A 5402-nucleotide genomic window follows, 5' to 3' on the forward strand; every position below is an offset into this window, starting at 1 on the left:
TAACTAGGAATTATGCGGTACATATCAATCATCGTTCCACACCACAGCAACCAAATTGGTCTTCAATATTGCCTTCGAGCATTGCGCAAGACAGTGCCTGCGGAGGTTGAGATCCTAGTGATTGCCAACAACAGCCGAATAAGCGAAACTGGTTCTGCTATTGCGAAGAAATATGCACGTGTTGTGGAGGTAGAGGAAAACCTTGGCTATTCGGGCGCGGTAAACCTTGGCGCCCAACAAGCTCGTGGGGAGATCCTTGTGTTTTGTGACGACGACGTCATAGTTACTCCCGGCTGGCTAGAGACCATGTATAAATTTCATCGCCATTCAGAGAGGATAGGGGCGACTGCTGCTAAGTTGATTAGTCCTTTTACCGGTCGAATTATCGATTATGGGATTGGCTTTACACAGTACAATATCCCACATACATTTCAAGATCTTTTACCTAGCCACCCGCTAACAAAAATAAGGCGGTGTGTTCAAGCTGCTTGCTCAGCGCTTATGATGATGGATAAATGTACATTTCATGAGATTGGTGGCTTTTCAATTCCTCGTGAGTCGCACTACACAGATATCGAATTGTGCCTAAAACTAAAGAATATCAAACGAGATGTTTGGGTGCTGGGGGACGTTGTTTGTTATCACAAAAGCAGTTATGTTACAGACACCCGAGAAGTATATAAAGGGGGTGAGATCAAAGGAGATACAAAGGCTGTTTTTTATAAATACTTTCACAGCTTAATAGAGATTGATTTAGACAGATATTACAGAGAGTTTATCAAAAGTGAGCTATTAAGTCGTATGATAGATAAGACAGAGTATGCACTGGTTAGTCTGGCCAACGTTATGGATATAGATTGGTATCATAACCTTTTTAACAATCTCTTTAACATTAGCTCAATATATGAATTACCTACTTATGAGCGAGATCTAAGCCATATAAGCCTCATGAAGCATCTTAATTCTAATTTTATAACCAAAAGAAATCCATTGCTATATTTTGTTGATAGATTTATAAGTTTGAGCGACAATGCACACTGGTTCAGGCACCGCCCTATTGAACGGGACATGATCGTTGACAGGAACGGTAATGTGGTATCAGTTAGCCATCTGCTGCGTGATCAGTCTTGGGCAAAAGTGCAGCAAGACACCCATAGGAATCACACTACATGTCCCCGTCCAGGTGACATTACTCCACAGTTGCGCAGGGCTGAAGAATTAGTTGAAAGATACAAAAACACCGCTGAAGGCAATGATAAGATTTGGTCAGAATTTTCCTATATGACAAATACGATCATGGATTTGCGGATACATCGTAATTATGTCGAAGCCAATGATTGGGGTTATGGGGACCGAGCATTTCACATGATGTGGCTGTATCTACTTAATAGAGCGACAAATAGACAACACACAGTTAATGCGCTGGAAATTGGTGTTTATAGAGGTCAAATAGTATCATTATGGCAGATCATTGCCCGCCTTTTAGCAATCAAGGTCAGAACGTTCGGCGTGTCACCTTTACAAGGCACGGAAAGTGAAGGACATTCCGAGGTAGAGCAAGAACAGCTTGCGCGCGTACAAAGCCTCTACCCTGAATACAACTACAAAAGTGATATTCAGCAAATATACAATGATTTCCACTTGGATATGAGTAACTTTACTCTTCACCAAGGCCGGTCACAAGATGATAACATCTTAAACCGGTTTTCGGGTAAAGCCTTTGATATTATCTATATTGATGGTGATCATCGCTTTGAGTCTGTGCGGCAGGATATTACGAACTATCAAAAACTAGTTAAGGATGGTGGTTATTTAATTGTCGATGATGCGGGTTTCGACTTGCCAGGTTCATTATTTTGGAAAGGATTTTCTGAAGTCACTGAAGCATTATCAGTAATTGATATGAATTCATTCCAGAATATATTTAATATTGGTCACAATCGTGTATATCAAAAAATTAGTCAATGACTAATTATGGACATGGCAAATTATACTTATCACGATAATATGTAGTTTTTGGTGTATAATTGGCATAATAATTATTGAACTCTTTAGATGTCATTTCAAGGATAGAGTGCATTGTGTTTTGCCGAGATTTTCGTTTGACAAGAATAATACGGTCAGAGTCAACCCTGGCATCAAGCTCCCTCATTGAAATAGCATAATCCTCAAAGAACCAATCAAAGCGATCTTCCATTTCAGCATTATCAACAACAGAAGTCAATTCAGCAAATGCACGATTTAATTCACCTGCTGCCCGTTCTTTTTCATGATTCATCTGCCAAATTTTCGCGTTAGTGTGAAAAGCAATCCAATAAACTTGCCCAAGATCGAAACGACTTGCCAGGTCTTTGGCGTATGAAACCAATTCTATTGCGTTTTCGACAGGCATGATCCGCCTACCTCCTAAAAGAAAAACCACTGCGCCTAACAGTACAAGCTTCGATTCATGGAAAGGATCCAGCTGTTCTTTGCATATCCATCGTTCACGCTTAATAAGCGAAAGAGCACTCTTTAACTTACCCTCTAAAATGTCCACGTGCGCTTCATGCAACTTTGCCACAGCCCGATTGGTTATTAATTCGTGTTCTGGTAATATAGCTTCATCGAACAAAGTAACGGCAGTTTTCCAATGATATATAAGTTTCGCATTATCAGATCTAAAACCATAGTGTATGTATCCATTATCAATGTGCTGCTGAAATTCAATATACTTAAACCCGCCTCTATGGGCGGCACGCATAACTTTACGGCTCATTTTTTTTGCTGCATCTTTTCTTCTATGACCCAGAAGCGCAGCACAGAGTCGATTTGCAACCAGGCCTATCGACTCATCACGCATTTTCGAATTAGAAAACTCAAAAGATTTGATCATGTCAAGTGAGGATCGAAGGATACCCATTGCTTTCTGATCCTGGCGCATCGCCAATACTAAGGATCCATAGCGGGCACACAACATGAAAAACTCTGAGCCGGCTTGTCTAATGTCGTCTTGAAATGTTACAAGCCTTCGATATATAGCTGCATACAGCTTGGCGGCGTGGTCAAATCCAAGCAAAGGTCTTAGACAGTAAGCTATATCATCCAAAACTCTAATTACAGCCGATGGATCAAACCATTGTATCAACTGATTAAGCTCCAAAAGCAATGCATCAGTCAGTGGGAGTAAGTCTTCGTTATCTATTTGCCCTTTCCTCAATCTATCTAAAAGTTTGGATGCGAGCTTGCGGGAAAGCATGCCAGACTCCATTACGCGAAGCATGTATTGTGCAAAGTACACTTCACGCCATCGGGCCACTAAAAAAAACTGATCAAGGCGAATGATCGCTTGGTCAGATAGCTTACGTCTACTACTGATAAGGCGGAGTAATGTCTGATGACGAAACTCTACCGCATATCCGGCAATGTCTACAATTATACCAAGCTCTATAAGGTGTATAATATCTAATAAGTTTATTCTCAGATCATTAAAAGCTAATCTGGGAATTTGTCGTAGGCGGCAGAGTAATTCAATAATAACCCATTCGTCCTCACTGAGTGTCTTCTCTAGAGCGTTATAACGATGAGACAATAAGATTTCTAATCTTTTTCCTTTTGGCCCCGTTTCCAGTTGATTCACTTCACGTTTGAGTGTTTTATAGTTATGCACATAGTATCCAAGCGCATCATGCTTGATAGCCTTCTTATGGTCTAGATAAAGAAGCGTTTGCTCAAGAAATAATGGTGTTAGCTCAATTTTACTTAACAAAATCTGAGTAATTTCCTTATAAATAATTGTAAAAAAACTATCTGGATCTGTCTGCTTAGAACGAAGGCAATTATTGATAAACTCTCGAGCTTCACCAACAGAAAAGCCTTCAAGCTCAAGTGATGAAATGGATGTAGAATGTGTAAATGATAAATCAATCAATCGTTGCAGGTATAAATTTGCGCGTGATCCTAGAGTTATGAGATCAAGATTAAAGGTTAACAGCAATACGAAACGATGGTTACTATCAAGAAGTTTTGTTGTCAGATTATTGATGAATTGCAGCGTTGTTGGATCCAAACCTTGGACATCATCGATGACCAGACCAATCTGTTGGTCTGACAGTGATCTCAAAAATACATCTTCGCATTCATTCATATGTTGGGATGGAGCCCATGACTTATCATATAGCAATCTGTCTATCTGGCTTCGCTTGTCTAATTTATCACGCCACGGAGCATTGAGGGTTTGATCTCCTTCATCAGGGGCTTGACGGGGTAATCCGTACCGAGTTGCCAGGTAGCGTCTCATAAACTCGTCAAAACTGGTCATTTGCGCGAACTCGCCACGTATATGTATAATTCTATATCCGTGGCGAAAAAGTAAATTCCTATACTCATATAGCATCCGAGTCTTGCCGCACCCACTTATCCCGTAGGTGGTACGAAATACAGGTTTATCCCGGTAGGAGATTTCTCTCTCAAATGCCTTGAGAGCTGAAACATAAACGACTCCGACCAGGGGAGATCTCACTAAGGCGGTAACTGTAATTTGGTGTGGGAATGAACGGCGTTTAATCCTGACTTTTTCCTCAACCGGCTCCCATTTTGTCAGGTCGATATCTTTACCTGGTGAAAATGGGCGCAGATGCACCCTACGGCGTCTTACCTGGCCCGGTGCAAGGTCCAGTTCGAACTGAAAATCGTTTTCCTCAATTTCTTTATCCAGTAGCTCGAAATGATTCAGCACGGTTTCAGGTGAAAGTCTAATTTTAAATGTTTGCTTTTTTACTGTGGAGACATTCTGTACATGAAAATCCATTGCAAAGGTCTCAAGAAGATTGAGAAACCCAGTTAACGCATCCGAGCCTGCCGTATTTTCTTCAAACAAAGCATCGCTCATTCCGAGTTCAGCCACGTGAATTTCCGGATCACGGGATATTCGTGTCGTGACTTTAACATGTCCGATTGCGAACCGCCTTCCTGCATTGTATGTAGGGAAAAACTCTCTGAGAATCGTAGGATAGCGTAGTATTAAGTCTTCAAGACTATCATCATGGAAAACCCGGATCCTTATCCGAGTCTGCTCCTCAAATGCGCTAAGGTGTTCAATGGCGTTGGAGTTGATGCGGCTGTAGGAAAAGAATATGACCTCGCCAAGATTATCAGCCACGGCCATGACTAGGGTTGGACTAAGAGAGCTTATTGAAAGCGGGGCCTTGCGGTTTTTTGCTTCGGCCGCAATGGTCCGGCAGTCGGCACGGAAAAAGTCGCGGCCTCTGTCCCAAGAATGAGGCGTCCTTATCCATCGTCCCCCTTCCAGTTTCTCCAAAAGCCGCGCAACAAGATCCTCAAAGTACCGTCCATCCCGCTTGCCTTTTTTTACAAACCGATACCAGTGTTCTTGGTGAAGATACCGCATAATTCCTAGTTAT

The 5402-nt window shown here is 41.6% G+C and carries 2 protein-coding genes; one reads left to right on the forward strand and one right to left on the reverse strand.

What is annotated here, in order from left to right:
- The first annotated feature begins 12 nt into the window (after positions 1 to 12).
- Entirely contained in the window at positions 13 to 1968 is a 1956-nt protein-coding gene (locus tag X474_RS21030; RefSeq protein ID WP_044351817.1) for a glycosyltransferase, read from the forward strand.
- A 4-nt stretch (positions 1969 to 1972) separates the two neighbouring features.
- On the opposite strand, the gene X474_RS21035 is transcribed toward X474_RS21030, so the two are convergent.
- Entirely contained in the window at positions 1973 to 5299 is a 3327-nt protein-coding gene (locus X474_RS21035; RefSeq protein ID WP_197282218.1) for an ATP-binding protein, read from the reverse strand.
- Positions 5300 to 5402 lie beyond the last annotated feature (103 nt).

It is taken from the genome of Dethiosulfatarculus sandiegensis (assembly GCF_000931935.2).
Lineage (GTDB): Bacteria > Desulfobacterota > Desulfarculia > Desulfarculales > Desulfarculaceae > Dethiosulfatarculus > Dethiosulfatarculus sandiegensis.

What these genes read in the sequence shown, in the direction of transcription:
- X474_RS21030 (WP_044351817.1), top strand. Translation starts at nt 13, where the DNA reads ATGCGGTACATATCAATCATCGTTCCACACCACAGCAACCAAATTGGT.